Raw genomic sequence first — 16,650 nt, forward strand, 5'->3', positions numbered from 1 at the left:
AAGTATGAAACATCTTAACAAACTTTTAGTTGCTGTAACGATGGTGATGGGATTAAGTTCTCAAGCACAGGACAGTAACAATAAATGGGCTATCGGTTTTGGAGTAAACGCGATTGACTACAGATCTAGTGCTGGTGATGACTTTATGAGTCATTTTGACCAACCTTTTAAGGTAGATGAAAACTGGAACATTCTTCCTTCAGTTTCTTATATCAACGTTTCAAGATACGTAGGAAGTGGTTTTATTGTAGGGCTTACAGGATCTATCAACCAAATTGATAAATTTGTTATTCCTGTTCCTGGAAAAACTTTTAATGGGCCAAATGATTTTGCTGCTGTAAATCCTGGAGATTTGATGTACTATGGTGTAGATGCTACGGTTACTTATAGTTTCATGGAATTAATAAAATCTAAAGTAATTGAGCCAACATTAAGCGTAGGTGGAGGTTATACTTTCTTAGGTGACGAAAGTTACGGAACTGTAAACCCAGGTGTTGGATTGAATTTTTGGTTTACTGAAAATGTTGGTCTTTCTTTATTAGGTGTTTACAAAAAATCTTTTGGAGATAGAAATTATCCAGGGGATTTAGCTAAACCAGATGCACCTTCTTACACTCAATATTCTGCGGGTCTTACTTTCAAGTTTGGAGCTAAAGATACTGATGGAGACGGAATCTATGATAAAGATGATGCTTGTCCAGAAGTGGCAGGGTTAAAACAATTCAACGGTTGTCCTGATACTGATGCAGATGGTATCGAAGATTCTAAAGACAAATGTCCTACTGTTGCTGGTTCAGCTGAATTCCAAGGTTGTCCTGATACAGACGGTGACGGTGTAGCAGATCCTGATGATGCTTGTCCTTCAGTAGCTGGATTGAAACAATTCCAAGGTTGTCCTGATACAGATGGTGACGGTGTTACTGATGCTTCAGACAAATGTCCTACTGTTGCAGGTCCTGCTTCAAATGGTGGATGTCCTGTTTTAGATGCTGATAAAGATGGTGTTCCAGATTTAGAAGATGCTTGTCCTACTGTAGCTGGTCCAGCTAGTAACAAAGGATGTCCAGAAGTAACAGAACAAGTATTGCAAGAACTAAAAGTACAAGCTAGAGCGGTTTACTTTAACTCAGGAAAAGCAACTTTCAAAACTGGAGATAAAGAAACTCAAGCTAGATTAGATGCAATCAAACAAATCCTTCTAAACTATCCAAATGCTAAATTTAGTATTGAAGGACATACTGATAGTGATGGTTCTGATAAATTCAATCAAAAACTTTCTGAAGAAAGAGCTACTGCTGTTATGAATGGTTTGATCGAAAGAGGAGTTAATGTTAATAATTTAGTATCTAAAGGATTTGGAGAAACTATGCCAGTTGCATCAAACAAAACTGCAAAAGGTAAAGCTGAAAACAGAAGAACAGAAATTAGACACATTGGTTCAATATACGAAGGTAAATTGTAATCGATTCTCTAAATAATTTTAAAAAGCCATTCTTAATTGAATGGCTTTTTTTATATTTATAAAATGACAAATACTTCATTTTTAGATAAGATTGCATCAGTAATACTGTTAGGTTATAATAATGAACTAACTGAAACAGTTATAGTTTTACCGAATAAGCGAGCCAAAATATTCTTTATTGAAGCTTTGAAAAAGCAAGCTGATGAAAATATATTTTCGCCAGAAATTATTAGTATAGAAGATTTTGTTCAGAACATCGCTGAGATAAGAACAATTGATCCCATAGAATTGTTATTTGAATTTTATGAGGTCTATCTATCCATTACCGAAAAAAAGAATCAACAATCCTTTGAGTTTTTTGCTAATTGGGCCAAAACGTTGCTTCAAGATTTTAATGAAATAGACCGTTACTTATTAGATCCAGATCATGTTTTATCATACTTAAAGGATATTGAGGACATCAAGAGATGGGGAATTGAAGTAGAAAACAAAACCCAATTACTCGAAAATTATATTGATTTTTGGAAATTGTTGCCCAAATATTATCAATCTCTTTACGAACATTTACTTAAAAAAGGAATTGGATATCAAGGATTGATTTATCGGGAAGCAGTAAAAAATATCGAAACTTTTTCTAAATTGATTCAAGGGAAACAATTTGTTTTTGCAGGTTTTAATGCATTGAATGCATCTGAGGAAAAAATAATTCAACATCTTATTGTATCAAATCAGGCCAGAATATATTGGGATGCTGATCAAACTTTCCTAAATGATCCTTACCATGACGCTGGTTTATTTGTGCGCCGTTTCAAAGAAAGTTGGAAGCACTATAAGACAAATCCTTTTGAATGGATTGTAGATGATTTTTCGACTGCTAAAAATATTCAAGTTATTGGTACTCCAAAAACCATTGGTCAAGCCAAAATTGCGGGAAGTATTATAGAAAAAATTAATATTGAAAACCCAGCTGCAACACTTGATAAAGTCGCTATTGTTTTGGGAGAGGAAAATTTATTGATTCCATTGTTATATTCTTTACCTAATACTGTCGGAGCGCTGAATATCACTATGGGATATTCCAGCAAGAATAACCCAGCTCAAATTCTGATTGCCAAATTGTTTAAAATGCACACTAATGCTTTGTCCAGAAGCAATAGTAGCTATGTTTTTTATTATAAAGATGTGTTGGAGATATTGACGCATCCGTTAATTGAACCTTATGCTAATGCAAGTGCTTTGGTTGGAATTATTAATAAAAACAACTACACATTTATCAGTCATCATAAATTATTGGAATTAAATGATAATTCAAGTGATTTATTCTTGCTTGTGTTTCAAAAATGGGAGAAAGGTTCTATTGCCGTTTTAGAAATAATCTCTAGTTTATTACTTAGGGTCAAGAATAATCTTAATAATGAAAATCAAGAGGAAAAAATTGCGAAAACTTTTGTTTATGCCATTTTTAAAGTAATTAATAAGCTGATTAATTACTATTCACAGCACAAAGAAATAGACACGATTGATACACTGCATGCAATTTATAAACAAGTAATTGATTTGGCTGAAGTTTCTTTTGAGGGAGAACCGTTAAATGGTTTGCAGATTATGGGAGTTCTTGAAAGTAGGGTTTTGGATTTTGAAACGGTGATTATCACTTCTATGAATGAAGGAAAATTTCCAGCGGGTAAATCACAAAACTCTTTTATCCCTTATGATGTAAAGCGTGAATTGGGACTTCCAACTTTTAAAGAAAAAGACGCAATCTATACCTATCACTTTTATCATTTGTTACAACGTGCCAAAAACATTTATTTGCTTTATAATACGGAAAGTGAAGGTTTGGACGCAGGTGAAAAAAGTCGTTTCATTACCCAATTGGAAGTTGAGAAGCAACCCAAACACAATTTAACCCACGAAATTTACAATGCTGTTTTACCAGACACGGCTTATTCACCAATGGTAATTCCAAAATCGGAGATGGTAATGGCTCGATTGAAAGAAATAGCCGAAAAAGGATTTTCTCCATCGGCGTTGACGAGTTATATACGGAATCCGATTCAGTTTTATTTTCAAAAGATTTTGAGGATCAGTGAAGTTGAAGAGGTAGAGGAAAATATTGCCTTGAATACTTTAGGAACTATTATTCATGAGACCTTACGGGTTTTGTATGAGCCTTTCATTGGCAAATTTATTTCAGAAACAGATATTCAAAATTGTATAAAGCAAATTGACTCTGAGGTTTTAGTACAATTCAAAGTAGTTTACAAAGAAGCAGAAATAAAAAAGGGAAGAAATCTATTGGCTTTTGAAGTAGCAAAGAGAAATGTTTTTAATTTTCTGAAAGTAGAATTGGAAAGCATTAAAAATGGTGATGCAATTAAAATTTTGGAACTTGAAAAAACTTTTGAAAGAATGGTTCAGGATCCAAGTCTGCCATTTCCTGTTTTGATTAAGGGAAATGTTGACAGGATCGAAGAACGTAACGGAATAGTACGAATTATTGATTACAAAACGGGTAAAGTTGAAAAGACGAATGTTACCCTAAAATCCTGGAAAGGATTAACCGAGGATATTAAAAATGATAAGATCATTCAGGTTTTAGCGTATGCCTATATGTATGAAGAAAATGCTGATGGAAAACCTATTGAGGCTGGGATTATTTCCTTTAAAAATCTAAAATCTGGTTTTTTGCCTTTTAATTTTAAGGAAGAAAAAGAGAGTGTTGCTATTATTAATAATGAAATTCAAGCTAATTATTTGGAACAAATTGTGTTGTTATTTAATGAAATTTTGGATGCAACAATTCCTTTCGAGGAGAAAATTTTATAACAGAATGAATAAGAAATTGCATAATGTGTTTGAGTTTTTCAAAAGCACTCTTGCGGTTAATTTGGCCGCCAGTTTTTTTGTTTTCCTTTTTGGAGGATTAGCAGCTTTTAATTGTTCGGTTCTCACTTTTGGTTTTGCTTTAAGTTTGTTTTTCAAAGAAGTTAATGGTAAAAACGAGTATGTGTTTTATTTTAACAATCAAATTTCAAAAATGCAGCTTTGGTTACATTCCTGGTGTTTTACTTTTGTTTTTTTAGCGGTTTGTTCTTTTGTTTTTAAATTGATAATTAAAATACTTTGAAAAATCATTTATTAGAAATTGATAGCATTCAGAAGTCTTTTGACAACAAAAACATATTGTCGGATGTTTATTTAAAATGCGAGACAAATGATGTTATTGGACTTCTTGGTAGAAATGGTTCGGGTAAGTCGACGTTATTAAAAATTATTTTCGGAATTGAATCTTCAGATTTTAAGTTTGTTAGAATTGATGGCAGTGTAAAAAATAAGACAAAGGATTTGTTTAATGAAATTAGTTATTTGTCTCAGGAGAATTGTATTCCTAATAATTTCTCAGTAAAAAAGGCGATAGAACTCTCGGTTTCCAAAGATAAGATTCCGGATTTTTATGCAGATGATTTAATAAGATCAATGTTAGATAAGAAAATTTCACATTTGTCGGGAGGTGAATTACGGTATCTGGAAATCAAAATCATTCTAAATAATTCTTCAAAATTTGTTTTGTTAGATGAGCCTTATAATGGTTTGTCTCCTCTGATGGTTGAGAAAGTGAATGAATTGATAGCCGCCAATTCTATGACTAAAGGCATTATTATTTCTGATCATAATTATGAAAATGTAATCAAAGTTTCGAACAAATTAGTTTTGCTCAAAGACGGTAAGGCGCATCATTTGCTTTCTAAAGAGGAGTTGATAGAAAAAGGATATTTGAAAGAAGGAATGCTTTAAACTCCTTTAAAAAAGTCTTTCAAAACAGAAAGTAATTCAGTTTGATTTTCAATAGAACTCATGTGACCGTCTGGAAAAGTGACCAATTCAACATCAGTGTTTTTTATTTGTTCCAGATTTTCCTCGTAATTAAGAACTGGATCTTTTTTTCCCAAAATCAATAATTTTGGATAGGTTGCAGTATGTAAAAGAAATTCTCTGTCTTTTCTTGCTTTCATTCCTTCGAGTGAAGCCACAATTCCTTGTAATGGTGTTTTTAAAGCCTGAATTTTTACTGCTTCGATTTCATTGATAAGGATTTCTCGGTTCTCTTCACTGAATAAATTGGCAATAGAAAGTCTGATGAAGGTTTCATAATCTTTCTTAACGGCTTTGATGGCTCGGTCTCTGTTTTTTTTTCTTTCAGAGCTATCTTCTTTGGAAGTGGAGTTGAGTAATACCAGTCCTTTCATTTTTTCCGGATACAATTCGGCGAAAGCCAAAGCAACATATCCTCCCATGGAATGTCCCACAAGAATGGTTTTCCGAATTCGTAGTTTGGATAAAATATCATGAATTATGTCGGCATTTTCTTCCATAGTTTGAATATATCCCAAACTTTCGGTTTCACCATGTCCTAATAAATCGATGGTTATGATTCGGGTTTTTTTGCTTAATTCTGGAACAAAATCGTCCCACATGGTTTTGTTTTCCAAAAAACCATGCAATAAGACTACAGCTGTTCCTTTTCCAGTATCGGAATATGAAATTTTAGTGTTTTTGTAGAAAATTCGATTCATTTGTTTTAAACTTGAAACAAAAGTAAGCCGAATTTTTTTAAGAAATATTATTTCATGTTGGAGAAATAGGATAGACTTCATGATTTTTTTTGCAGATGTCATATTCTGTAAATGATATAACTTTTAGAGGTAATTGTATAACGTATAAAACTCAAAAGACTATAAATTTGCTATGAAGCTTAAAAAACAGAAATTATGAATCTTAAAAGATTTTTTGGGGGACTGCTTACAGTTCTAGGAATTGTTGGTCTTATTTATACAGCAGTGATATTTGCGGGTACATCTGGGGAAACAAGAGATGTTAAATCATTAATTATTTACGGAATACTTGGAATCGTGTTTTTTATGTCAGGAATTAGTTTAGTTCGTACTACAAAAGACGAATCTTAAATTTTTACTTTATTTAGACAGCAAGAACATTATGTTCAAAAAAATGGCTCTCATTTCTGAAAGCCATTTGTTATACTATTGATAAAAATTAAAATCTATTATCTCCATCCAATAGATTTCCTAATCCGCCAAGCAGACTTCCTTCGTCACGGCTGTTACCGCCTGATCTTGGTGCTGATGCAATGATTCTATCAGCCAATCTAGAGAAAGGCAATGATTGTATATAAACTGTTCCAGGTCCGCGAAGAGTTGCGTAAAACAAACCTTCACCTCCAAAAATAGAATTCTTGATTCCGCCTATAAATTCAATATCATAATCTACATCTTTGGTGAAACCAATGATACAGCCAGTATCCACTTTTAGAACTTCGCCGTGAGCTAATTCTTTTTTAGCCATTGTTCCGCCAGAATGAACGAATGCCATTCCGTCTCCTTCAATTTTTTGCATGATAAAACCTTCGCCTCCAAATAAACCGCGACCTAGTTTTTGGGAGAATTCTATTCCGACAGAAACGCCTTTGGCGGCGCATAAAAATGAACTTTTTTGACAGATAAATTTCCCTTGAAATTGCGTTAAATCAATCGGAAGAATTTTTCCGGGATATGGCGAGGCAAATGAAACTTTGCTTTTAGTATTGCCTTGATTCAGGAAAGCTGTCATGAATAAACTTTCGCCAGTAAGGACTCTTTTTCCGGCATTCAAAAGTTTGCCAAATAAACCACCCGAACCTGATTGCGCAGAACCGTCTCCAAATATGGTTTCCATCTGGATATTATTTTCCATCATCATAAAACTGCCCGCTTCGGCAATTACGATTTCCTGCGGATCCAATTCTATTTCCACATACTGCATTTCTTCTCCAAAAATCTGATAATCTATTTCGTGTGCTTGCATGATTTCTCTAATTTAAGTTTTTGAATAAGTCGAATTTAAACTCAGAATGTTACAGCTTAATTAAGGAGGGCAAACCGGCAAAGTACTAGTTGTAAAGATGTCTCTATCAAAATCCGATTGCAAGAACCGTAAATGGTATTGCAAGAACCATAAATCAAGTTGCAAGAACTATAAATGAGAATGCAAGAACCATAAGTGAAGTTGCAAGAACCGTAAATGAAGTTGCAAGAACTATAAATGAGAATGCAAGAATCATAAGTGAAGTTGCAAGAACCGTAAATGAAGTTGCAAGAATCATAAATGAGAATGCAAGAATCATAAATGAGAATGCAAGAACCATAAGTGAAGTTACAAGAATCATAAATGAGATTAGCACTCAATTTACTTATTTTATAGAAACAAAAAAACGGCTCCCATTACTGAAAGTCGTTTCTTGAATTTATTAAAATGAATTGTTTAACTTTTTAGAAAAGATTCAATTGTGTCAAAATACTTTTCTTTTGCGTCAAGCCAACCATAGTGTTTGCAATTTTCAAGCAACACCATTTTTGAATTAGGAAATGCTTTTAAACTGATTTCTCCAATTGCTGCGCTAATGATATCTTGTTTCCCTTGAATGATCAAAACAGGATTCTTGAAATTTGAAAATTTGTTTTTGCAGTCGAAATTTGTTTTTTGCATATCACCCCATAACAATGAGTTTATGGCCGAATTGCCTTGAGTTAATCTTTCAGCAATGATAGGGACAAATTTTCTATCGTAAACATAAGCAGGCGCCATGGCTCTTCCTCTGCCAATTCTTGCAGTGTAAGTCGTGTCACCTTTTTCGATTTTATCGTTCCAATAGTTCAAAGAATCTTTTTCGGTTTTGCTCAAGCCAGCTTCAATAAGGTTTTCGCCTTTTAACAAACTCAAATCTACTCCGCCAGAAGATGACAAAATTAATTTATCAATACTGTTTGGGTAAATTGTGGCATAATAAGAAGCCAACATTCCGCCAAAAGAATGACCGAGTATTATCCACTTTTCAATTTCCAAATGTTTTCTTAATGACTCAATATCATCAGCCATTAATTTCATTGAAATCGTTTTGTCGTTTAATTCTTTTAGGGTTGATTTTCCGGTTCCTCTTTGGTCATAAACAATAGTTTGATATTTCTCTGCCAAAATTTTTGCCATAGGTTCAAACCCATTACTATTCATTCCTGGGCCACCATTTATTATTAAAATTGGTGCACCCTTGCCAAATATTTTATAATAGGTTTGACTGGAATCTTCGTTTTTTGCAAAACCCTCGGTTTGGGCAAATGTGTGACCAAAAAGAGATAGAAAGACAAATAGGAATATTTTTTTTATCATATAAATTAAGAATTCATTATGCTTTCGATTTCTTCCACTTCAATCGGAATGTTTCTCATTAAGTTGAAAGGTTCTCCTTTTTCCTGAACAACAACATTGTCTTCCAAACGAATTCCAAAACCTTCAGCTGGGATGTAAATTCCAGGCTCAACAGTAAAAACCATATTTGCTTTCATTGGCTCGTGCAATAATCCGTAATCGTGTGTGTCCAATCCCATGTGGTGTGATGTTCCGTGCATAAAATATTTTTTGTACGCTGGCCATTCCGGATTTTCATTTTGAACATCGGCTTTGTCGATTAGTCCTAAGCCAAGCAATTCTGAGGTCATTATTTTGCCCACTTCTACATGATATTGTTTCCAAAGAGTTCCTGGAGTAAGCATTTTGGTCGCTTCATTTTTAACTCTCAAAACAGCATTGTAAACCTCTTTTTGTCTGTCAGTGAATCTTCCCGAAACTGGAATCATACGGGTCATATCACTAGAATAGTTTGCGTATTCTGCGGCAACGTCCAGTAATACTAGATCACCCGCTTTACATTGCTGATTGTTCTCGATGTAATGCAAAACATTGGCGTTATTTCCAGAAGCAATAATTGGTGTATAAGCAAAACCTTTGGAACGGTTGCGAATGAATTCGTGAACCAATTCAGCTTCGATTTCGTACTCGGTTACGTTTGGTTTTACGAATGAAAGTAATCTTCGGAAACCTTTTTCGGTGATGTTACAGGCGTTCTGGATTAAATCAATTTCTTCGGTTTCTTTCACAGAACGAATGCGTTGCAATATTGGGTTGCTTTTTGCAACTTGATGTGCGGGATATTTGGCTTTCCACCATTTGATGAAACGAGCTTCACGGGTTTCGGTTTCAATAGAAGCACGGTAATGTTCGTTGGTGTTGATGTACATGATGTCTGAGTAAGTCATCATTTCGTTCAGGATTTTCTCGAAGTCTTGTAACCAATACACAGTTTTAATTCCTGAAACTTCAAAAGCGCGCTCTTTGGTCAGTTTTTCACCTTCCCAAACAGCAATGTGCGCACTAGTTTCTTTTAGGAATAATATTTCTCTCTGATTTTCGTAAGGAGCATCCGGGAAAAGTAATAAGATGCTTTCTTCTTGGTCCACTCCCGATAAATAAAAGATATCGCGGTGTTGTGCAAATGGCAATGTACTATCTGCAGAAACGGGATAAATATCATTAGAATTAAATACTGCTACACTATTAGGCTTCATTTGAGCAATGAATTTTGCTCTGTTTTTTATAAAAAGGGCGCTGTCAATTTGGTGGTATTTCATACGTATTTGTATTTATTAATTTTTATTGGAATATAGTATTGCCACTTTTATATTGATTTTATGATTTGAAATTGTGGCAACTTCAGTTTAAAACAATTTTAGGTATTGAATCATCAAAAATAGTAACTTTAAAAATGTAATTAGTATATGTATAGTTTTTTTTAAGATTTTAATAATGGCTTTGAATAGACGGGAGTTTATTATTGTTTTTTGAAGCAGAAAGATTAGGCATTTTTAGTAGGCATTGGTCCCGCTATTCGTTGCAATCTTATAAGCCGAACCCCGGCTTATAAGGATTTTCACTGCTATCGGGGCTAAAGGACAATATTATTAAGTTAAGGGGAAAATTTTAAAAAAAACAGCACGCAGATTCAGCATATTTTTACTTTTTTTCTGCGTAAATCTGCGAAATCTGCGTGAAAATAAAAACACTAATTATTTGCACTAAAGTTCTTGTTTTGACTGCGCGCACAAATAAAGTTTTTAAACAAAAAAAGCACGAAGAAATGAGGGTTTCTCCGTGCTTTTTAGAAAAAGTAGTTAAAGTTAAAACTGTGCTACTTCAGTAGAATCTTTCATGGCTGTTGTGGAAGATTTTCCTGTGGTAACGGTATTTTGTACGGCATCAAAATAGGATGTGCCAACAAAATTTTGGTGTTTTACGGCTTTGAAACCGTGTTGTTGCAATGCAAATTCTCTTTCCTGCAACTCAGAATAGCCAGCCATTCCTCTTTCTTTGTAGGCTTTGGACAATTCGAACATGCTGGTGTTCAAGGCGTGGAATCCGGCCAAAGTAATGAACTGGAATTTGTAGCCCATTGCAGCCAAGTCTTCTCTGAAAGTTTCCATTTCGGCAACGGATAATTTGGCCGCCCAGTTGAATGAAGGCGAACAGTTGTAAGCCAGCATTTTTCCAGGAAACTTTTTATGAATGGCTTCTGCAAATTCTTTGGCATACGCCAAATCCGGATTGCTGGTTTCCATCCAAATCAAATCGGCATACGGTGCGTAACTCAATCCGCGGTCAATTCCTTGCTCCACTCCGCAGTTTACATAGAAGAATCCCTCGGCTGTTTTTTCTCCCGTGATGAATTTGGCATCTCTTGGATCGATATCGCTAGTCAATAAATTGGCAGCATCGGCATCAGTTCGTGCCACGATAAGCGTTGGTGTTCCCATTACATCGGCGGCCAAGCGAGCAGCAATTAATTTATTGATGGCTTCCTGAGTAGGTACTAAAACTTTTCCTCCAAGATGTCCACATTTTTTGGCAGAACTCAATTGGTCTTCAAAGTGAACACCAGAAGCTCCCGATTCAATCATCGATTTCATCAACTCGAATGCATTTAGATTACCTCCAAAACCGGCTTCGGCATCGGCAACTATTGGAACCAAATAGTCTTTCTTGTCAGTCGTTCCGTTTACTACTTGTATTTGATCGGCGCGTAAAAGTGCATTATTGATTCTTTTTACAACCAATGGAACACTGTTCGCAGGATACAAGGATTGATCAGGGTACATTTCGCCCGCCACATTGGCATCGGCCGCCACTTGCCAGCCACTTAGGTAAATGGCTTCCAGTCCAGCTTCTACTTCTTGAATGGCTTGGTTTCCTGTAAGAGCACCCAATCCCGCCACAAAATCTTGCGAATTAAGTTTGTTCCATAATTTGGTTGCTCCCATTCTGGCAACGCTGTGTTCAATTTGATAAGATCCTTGAAGATTTACAACTTCTTCGGCGGTGTACGGTCGTTCGATTCCTTTCCATCTTGGGTTTGTAATCCAGTCGGTAACTAATTCTTGAATTCTTGTCTCGGTTGTTTTCATGATGTTCGTTTAATAGCGTTTGTTGGTTATTTATTTTGGATGGTTTTTTTATACGTTTTGCAATTGATATTTTACAGGTGTTTATATCCGATTAAGGTTAGAAATTCTATAAAATTGTCATTTACTACTAAAGTATCAAGCATCTGTTCGGCCAAATGATAATTTTGTTTCTCGTGGTTTTCGTCACCGACAATTTTTTTAATTTTCTCAAATTCTTCCATTGCCAAACGATGGTAATAATCTTCTGTTAGTGATTTGTTGTTGTCCAAAACCACTTCGTTTTGAAGCCATTGCCACAATTGAGATCTTGAGATTTCGGCCGTTGCGGCATCTTCCATCAAATGGTGTAAGGCAGCTGCGCCTTGTCCGTTAAGCCATGAGGCGATATAGAGAACCGAAATGCTGATGTTTTTTCGAACACCTTCTTCGGTAATGGTTCCTTTTGGGACTGCCAGTAAATCTTCTTCGACTACATTTACATCTTCTCTTTTTATGTGAATCTGGTTTTGAGTTGGCATGTATTTATCAAAAACAGATTGAGCCAATGGCACCAAATCAGGATGTGCTACCCAAGTTCCGTCGTGACCATTTTGTACTTCTCTTCTTTTGTCGGTTAGTACTTTGTCAAAAGCAATGTTGTTGGCTTCTTCATCATTCTTGATTGGAATTTGCGCTGCCATTCCGCCAATTGCGTGTATGTTTCGTTTGTGACATCTTTGAATAACCAATTGTGAATAGGCACTCATAAAAGGCGAAGTCATGGTTACTTGATCACGATTTGGAACGATATAGGTTTTGTTTTTTCTTAATTTTTTGATGAAAGAAAAAATGTAATCCCATCGGCCACAATTCAATCCTACGATATGATCTCTTAATTCGAAGATGATTTCGTCTAATTGAAAACTAGCGGTAATCGTCTCTATTAATACGGTTGCTTTGAAAGTTCCGTTTTGTTCTCCCAGATATTCTTGTGCAAATTCGAAAACTTCATTCCACCATCTGGCTTCTAGATAATGCTCCAATTTTGGCAAATAGAAATAAGGTGCTGTACCGTTTTTAGTTAATTCCTCGTGATTGTGGAAAGCGTATAATCCAAAATCTACTAGAGAACCAGAAGTTTCTTGGCCGTCGATAAGAATGTTTTTTTCATTCAAATGCAATCCGCGAGGTCTTACAATTAAAACTGCTGTCTCATCTTTTAGAGCGTATTTTTTATTTTTTATCGGATCTTCAAGTGTTATGGTTTTGTTTACGGCATCGATCAGGTTTTGTTGCCCTTCCATTAGATTGCTCCAAGTTGGAGAAGTGCTGTCTTCAAAATCGGCCATAAATGTTTTGGCTCCAGAATTTAGTGCATTGATGACCATTTTACGATCCACAGGGCCTGTAATTTCTACTCTTCGGTCTAGTAAATCTCTTGGAGTAGTTGCGGCTACCCAATTGCTTTCTCTAATCATTCTTGTTTCGGGTTGGAAACAAGGTAAAGCTCCTGCATCAAATAAGACTTGTTGTCTTTTACGGTCTTCTAATAACGAAAGTCTTTTGCTATTAAATTTTTGATGCAATTCAGTTAAGAATTCAATGGCGCTATCCGTCAATATTTCGGGATACTGTTCTGTAATTCCATTTGTTATTTGGAATTTTTTCTCGATGGTTTCTGTCTGGTTTTTCATAACTAGTTCATTTTGATACTGCAATACTACAAAAAGTTTTTTACAAAACAAGCGAACGTTCGCTAAAAATTAAAAATATTTTTTTTGAGGTTTTTCTTTTTTTAGTTTATCTTTGATTTTATGAACGTAGAAAAGGAATATATCAAGTTGATTTTTGGGCTTAAACTCAAGCAAGCTCGAACAAATAAAGATTTGTCATTATTTGGCTTGGCCAAAATAACGGAGCTGTCAAAATCGTATTTGAATGAGATTGAAAAAGGAAAAAAATATCCCAAAACGGAAAAAATTATTCTTTTGGCGGAGAAATTAGACGTGACCTACGACCATATGGTGTCATTAAAACTCGATAATAATCTTGCGCCGATTGGGGAAATATTAAAATCGGGAATTTTGAAGGAGATTCCGTTGGATCTTTTCGGGATCCAGGAAGCTGATCTAATTGATATTATTGCCAATGCTCCTGCCAAAGTCAATGCCTTTATCAGTACCATTATTGAAATAGCGCAGCATTATAACCTAACAAGAGAAAGTTTTTTCTTGGCCTCATTGCGTTCTTATCAAGAAGCACACAATAATTACTTCGAGGATCTTGAGGAAAAAGTACTGTCGTTCTGCAAAGCATTTCACATTAATATTGATGCCAATATTTCTATAGAGGAGTTGTCGGCTATTTTGATTGAGGAATATGGCTATACCATAGAGGAAATTGTTTTCTCAGAGCAGGATGAGTTGGGGGATTTGCGTTCCATTTTTGTTCCAAAAAGTAAAACATTGTTGCTTTCAAAGGGAATTGATTCTTCTCAGAAAGCTTTTATTTTGGCTAAGGAAATAGCGTATAATTATCTTGAAATTACCGAAAGATTATACACCTTCAGTTGGATAAAATTTGACAACTTTGACCAGGTTCTCAATAATTTTTATGCCTCCTATTTTGCTGGGGCATTGTTGTTGCCAAGACAACATTTGATAGATGAATTGAATGTGTTTTTATCCAACAGCAATCCAAGACCTCAAGAAATGGTTCAATTGATGAGTAAATTCAATGTTTCTCCCGAATCATTCTATCAGCGTTTGACTAATATTTTGCCAAAGGATTTTCAGATAAAGAACTTATTTTTTCTTCGTTTATCCCATGAAATTGGTACAGATACTTATCAAATAAAAAAAGAATTGCATATTACCAACCAGCAGGAACCTCATGCCAACGAAATGAATGAGCATTATTGCAGAAGGTGGGTTTCAATAAAAACAATCGTGGAGTCTTTGAGACAAAAGAAAGAACACTTTTTTGACGCGCAGATTTCCCGCTATAAAAATAGTAATAATGAGTATCTTGTTTTTTCATCGGCAACGCCTGATCCTTTTAAGAAAAATTGCTTGCGAAGTATTTCGGTTGGAATTTTGATAACGCCTTCTATTAAGAAAAAGTTTAAATTTATTGAGGGTAATTCTGTGCAAAGACAATTAGTTGGTGTGACTTGTGAAACTTGCTCGGTACAAAATTGTTTAGAGAGAGCTTCTCCACCAATTCATTTGGAACAAAAAGTTAGAAATGAAAAGACCGATGCAACGGTTCAAGAATATATAGCTAAATACAGTTAAAGCAAAAGAGCCACGAATGGATTGTTTCGTGGCTCTTTTTTATATTGTTATTCTCAGTATTAATCAACCCATTTGTAATAACGGGCTCCGATTAGATTTGGAATTTCTGTTTCTATTCGGTCTAAAATCCATTCATTTTTAGGTTCTTGGATGCTTTGTTTTTGTTCCTTTTTGTGTAGTTTTTCATAAGTTTCAAAATCAATTTCAAAACTATTTTTAAGTGTTTCAAAAAGAGTCACATTACTTATGGCCGATTTCCATTCCGGTTGAATCGTTCCTTCAAAAACTTTGGATTTGGAACCACTTCCATAGGCTAAAAAACCAAATTTTTCGGATGTGATTTCTTTTTTGGTGTCATAAAAATGAGCCAAAGTAGAAAGCAATCCCATAAAAATGGAACCAGTATATAAGTTTCCAATTAAAGAAGATGCTAATTCTGCAGGCTGTAATTTTTCGGAAACAAATGTTTTATAATCATCAGATTTGCTGATTTCTTTTAATTTATTCTGATATTCCGAAGCAGTTTCTTCTCCAGAAAGAATAGGAGTAGAAGCGTCCAAAGCGTAAATTTCAGACAGCATTCTTCTGCCTTGAAAAGCATAAGGCAAATGCATTACAATGCTTTTCCAAGTGTTGTAAACTGTTTCTTGACTGTTTTTTAATTTCTTGAATGAAAAATAAGCTGCTTTTGTTCGGTCCATATAACATTGATTCGAATATTGACCATCAAAAACAGGTTGGTCTTTGTGGATTTCAATTTCGCTTTCCAGATTATCAAACCAAGATTCGTTATTTGTATTTCCTGTAATTTCCTGTTTTGAAATCGTTCTATAAGGTTTGAAGAAATCAAAAACTCCTTTTGTGCTTACTCCCCAATTATTCTCAAAACTAATAATTCTTGGGTTGGCAGAAATCAACATTGCTACAGCGCCAGCTCCCTGAGTATATTCACCAGTTGAATTCAAGTCGTATTTAGCAAAGTCAGTAGTGACAACAATTGCTTTTTTGCTTGGATTGAGTTGAACAAAATCTAGGCAATTTTGGAGTGCATCCACGCCGCCAATACAGGCAAAAGTGAAATCTACAACATCACATTCAGATAATGAGTTTTCACCAAATTTTTGTTCCATTAGAGAAATCAAGAAAGAGCTTATGGGTTTTGAACTATCAATGGCGCTTTCGGTTCCAATATATATTCGCGCAATTTCATCTAATTTGATGTTGTTGTCTTGAATTAGTTTTGTCAAAGCATTGGCGCCAAACACAACTGTGTCTTGATGCGTGTCGGGCAATGTCATTTTTAATAAACCCAAACCTTTTTCGAGTTTTTCGGGTTCTATATTTCTAGCTAATGCTAATGTTTTTATGGGTAAATGTAATTTTGCAACATCAAATGCAATAGCGTCAATTCCAGTTTTCATGAATAAAATTTAAAGCTGTAAAGTTAAAATTGCTTTGGCGAAATACAATGTTTTAAAGACTATAAAATGGCTAATCTTTAATTTTTAGGGAATAACTTGTAAACCTTGTTTTGGATTATAATATTGTTAGTTTTTTTAGCTTTTGT

At 34.8% G+C, this 16,650-nt stretch carries 13 protein-coding genes; 6 read left to right on the forward strand and 7 right to left on the reverse strand.

Going from position 1 to position 16,650, the window contains the following annotated elements:
- Positions 1–4 precede the first annotated feature (4 nt).
- The 4 genes from B0E44_RS13140 to B0E44_RS13155 all read left to right on the forward strand — a co-directional run bounded on the left by B0E44_RS13140 (position 5) and on the right by B0E44_RS13155 (position 5,260).
- On the forward strand, positions 5–1,462 hold the full coding sequence (locus B0E44_RS13140) for an OmpA family protein (protein ID WP_077375938.1): 1,458 nt from the start codon (positions 5–7) through the stop codon (positions 1,460–1,462).
- A 63-nt stretch (positions 1,463–1,525) separates the two neighbouring features.
- A complete protein-coding gene (locus B0E44_RS13145) occupies positions 1,526–4,291 on the forward strand; it encodes a PD-(D/E)XK nuclease family protein (protein ID WP_077375941.1) in 2,766 nt (921 codons plus the stop codon).
- A gap of 4 nt (positions 4,292–4,295) precedes the next feature.
- Complete coding sequence (locus B0E44_RS13150) at positions 4,296–4,592, forward strand: hypothetical protein (protein WP_124019333.1); 297 nt, start codon at positions 4,296–4,298, stop codon at positions 4,590–4,592.
- Positions 4,589–5,260 (forward strand): ATP-binding cassette domain-containing protein, encoded by a 672-nt coding sequence (locus tag B0E44_RS13155; RefSeq protein WP_077375947.1) that lies wholly within the window; start codon positions 4,589–4,591, stop codon positions 5,258–5,260. Before B0E44_RS13150 ends, B0E44_RS13155 begins: the two co-directional genes overlap by 4 nt.
- Here B0E44_RS13155 and B0E44_RS13160 read toward each other — a convergent pair.
- Positions 5,257–6,039 carry an alpha/beta fold hydrolase gene (locus B0E44_RS13160; protein WP_077375949.1) on the reverse strand — a complete coding sequence of 261 codons (783 nt, stop codon included), beginning with the start codon at positions 6,037–6,039 and terminating at the stop codon, positions 5,257–5,259. The two genes, B0E44_RS13155 and B0E44_RS13160, sit on opposite strands and share 4 nt — an antisense overlap.
- A 195-nt stretch (positions 6,040–6,234) precedes the next feature.
- On the opposite strand from B0E44_RS13160, the gene B0E44_RS13165 reads away from it, so the two are divergent.
- The gene (locus tag B0E44_RS13165; RefSeq protein ID WP_077375952.1) at positions 6,235–6,429 is read left to right on the forward strand and encodes a hypothetical protein; all 195 of its coding nucleotides are present in this window, start codon (positions 6,235–6,237) and stop codon (positions 6,427–6,429) included.
- 88 nt (positions 6,430–6,517) lie between these two features.
- Here B0E44_RS13165 and B0E44_RS13170 read toward each other — a convergent pair whose 3' ends face one another.
- The 5 genes from B0E44_RS13170 to aceB all read right to left on the reverse strand — a co-directional run bounded on the left by B0E44_RS13170 (position 6,518) and on the right by aceB (position 13,481).
- Positions 6,518–7,324, reverse strand: a complete 807-nt coding sequence (locus B0E44_RS13170) for a TIGR00266 family protein (RefSeq protein ID WP_077375956.1) — start codon at positions 7,322–7,324, stop codon at positions 6,518–6,520.
- A gap of 456 nt (positions 7,325–7,780) precedes the next feature.
- Complete coding sequence (locus B0E44_RS13180; RefSeq protein WP_077375962.1) at positions 7,781–8,683, reverse strand: alpha/beta fold hydrolase; 903 nt, start codon at positions 8,681–8,683, stop codon at positions 7,781–7,783.
- 5 nt (positions 8,684–8,688) lie between these two features.
- Positions 8,689–9,981 (reverse strand): aminopeptidase P family protein, encoded by a 1,293-nt coding sequence (locus B0E44_RS13185; protein WP_077375965.1) that lies wholly within the window; start codon positions 9,979–9,981, stop codon positions 8,689–8,691.
- Positions 9,982–10,527: 546 nt separating this feature from the next.
- Entirely contained in the window at positions 10,528–11,811 is a 1,284-nt protein-coding gene (gene aceA, locus B0E44_RS13190; protein ID WP_371594759.1) for an isocitrate lyase, read from the reverse strand.
- A 68-nt stretch (positions 11,812–11,879) separates the two neighbouring features.
- Positions 11,880–13,481 carry a malate synthase A gene (gene aceB, locus B0E44_RS13195; RefSeq protein ID WP_077375971.1) on the reverse strand — a complete coding sequence of 534 codons (1,602 nt, stop codon included), beginning with the start codon at positions 13,479–13,481 and terminating at the stop codon, positions 11,880–11,882.
- 120 nt (positions 13,482–13,601) lie between these two features.
- Between aceB and B0E44_RS13200 the strand changes: the two genes are divergently transcribed.
- On the forward strand, positions 13,602–15,083 hold the full coding sequence (locus B0E44_RS13200) for a helix-turn-helix domain-containing protein (protein ID WP_077375974.1): 1,482 nt from the start codon (positions 13,602–13,604) through the stop codon (positions 15,081–15,083).
- Positions 15,084–15,142: 59 nt separating this feature from the next.
- Here B0E44_RS13200 and B0E44_RS13205 read toward each other — a convergent pair whose 3' ends face one another.
- Positions 15,143–16,504, reverse strand: coding sequence for a hydroxymethylglutaryl-CoA synthase family protein (locus B0E44_RS13205; protein WP_077375977.1), 1,362 nt, complete (start codon positions 16,502–16,504; stop codon positions 15,143–15,145).
- Positions 16,505–16,650 lie beyond the last annotated feature (146 nt).

Origin of the sequence: Flavobacterium sp. A45, assembly GCF_002001005.1 — a bacterium.
Taxonomy (GTDB): Bacteria; Bacteroidota; Bacteroidia; order Flavobacteriales; family Flavobacteriaceae; genus Flavobacterium.

What these genes read in the sequence shown, in the direction of transcription:
- B0E44_RS13140 (WP_077375938.1), top strand. Translation starts at nt 5, where the DNA reads ATGAAACATCTTAACAAACTTTTAGTTGCTGTAACGATGGTGATGGGA.
- B0E44_RS13160 (WP_077375949.1), bottom strand. Translation starts at nt 6,039, where the DNA reads ATGAATCGAATTTTCTACAAAAACACTAAAATTTCATATTCCGATACT.
- B0E44_RS13185 (WP_077375965.1), bottom strand. Translation starts at nt 9,981, where the DNA reads ATGAAATACCACCAAATTGACAGCGCCCTTTTTATAAAAAACAGAGCA.
- B0E44_RS13180 (WP_077375962.1), bottom strand. Translation starts at nt 8,683, where the DNA reads ATGATAAAAAAAATATTCCTATTTGTCTTTCTATCTCTTTTTGGTCAC.
- B0E44_RS13170 (WP_077375956.1), bottom strand. Translation starts at nt 7,324, where the DNA reads ATGCAAGCACACGAAATAGATTATCAGATTTTTGGAGAAGAAATGCAG.
- B0E44_RS13145 (WP_077375941.1), top strand. Translation starts at nt 1,526, where the DNA reads ATGACAAATACTTCATTTTTAGATAAGATTGCATCAGTAATACTGTTA.
- B0E44_RS13165 (WP_077375952.1), top strand. Translation starts at nt 6,235, where the DNA reads ATGAATCTTAAAAGATTTTTTGGGGGACTGCTTACAGTTCTAGGAATT.
- B0E44_RS13200 (WP_077375974.1), top strand. Translation starts at nt 13,602, where the DNA reads ATGAACGTAGAAAAGGAATATATCAAGTTGATTTTTGGGCTTAAACTC.
- aceB (WP_077375971.1), bottom strand. Translation starts at nt 13,481, where the DNA reads ATGAAAAACCAGACAGAAACCATCGAGAAAAAATTCCAAATAACAAAT.
- B0E44_RS13205 (WP_077375977.1), bottom strand. Translation starts at nt 16,504, where the DNA reads ATGAAAACTGGAATTGACGCTATTGCATTTGATGTTGCAAAATTACAT.
- B0E44_RS13150 (WP_124019333.1), top strand. Translation starts at nt 4,296, where the DNA reads ATGAATAAGAAATTGCATAATGTGTTTGAGTTTTTCAAAAGCACTCTT.